Source organism: Streptomyces sp. CO7 (assembly GCF_053474865.1).
Genome location: NZ_JBRIOU010000009.1, coordinates 70,327 through 70,816, shown reverse-complemented (window position 1 = coordinate 70,816; position 490 = coordinate 70,327). Strand labels below are relative to the sequence as shown.

At 79.2% G+C, this 490-nt stretch carries 1 protein-coding gene; it reads left to right on the top strand.

What is annotated here, in order from left to right:
- Positions 1 to 490 (top strand): AMP-binding protein (locus ACOV8S_RS26935; protein ID WP_448321317.1); only part of this gene is annotated, 490 nt, incomplete at both ends.

The following is a 490-nucleotide window of genomic DNA, read 5'->3' as shown; positions in this document are numbered from 1 at the left end:
GCCTCGCCACCGCCCCGGTCGCGGTGGCCCGGCAGGCCGCCACCTTCGACCTGAGCATCGAGTTCGTCCCGGACGGCGAGGCCCTGACCGGCCTCCTCGAGTACCGCACCGACCTGTTCGACGCGGACACCGCCCGCCGCGCCGCCGACCAGCTCGGACGCCTGCTTGCGGGCGTGGCCGCCGCGCCCGACCGTCCCCTCGGCGCGCTCCCGCTGCTCTCCGGTGCGGAGCTGCGCCAGGTCACCCAGGACTGGAACGACACCGCCCGGCCGGTGCCCGGCACCCTGCTGCCCGCGCTGTTCGAGGAGCGGGCCGCCCGCACCCCGGAGGCCACCGCGCTGGTGGCGGGCGGCGAGCGCCTCACGCACGCCGGCCTCGACGCCCGCGCCGACCGCCTGGCCCGCCACCTGGCCGCCCGTGGCGCCGGCCCCGAGCAGCTGGTCGCCCTGCGGCTGCCCCGCACCGCCGACATGGTCACCGCGATCCTCGC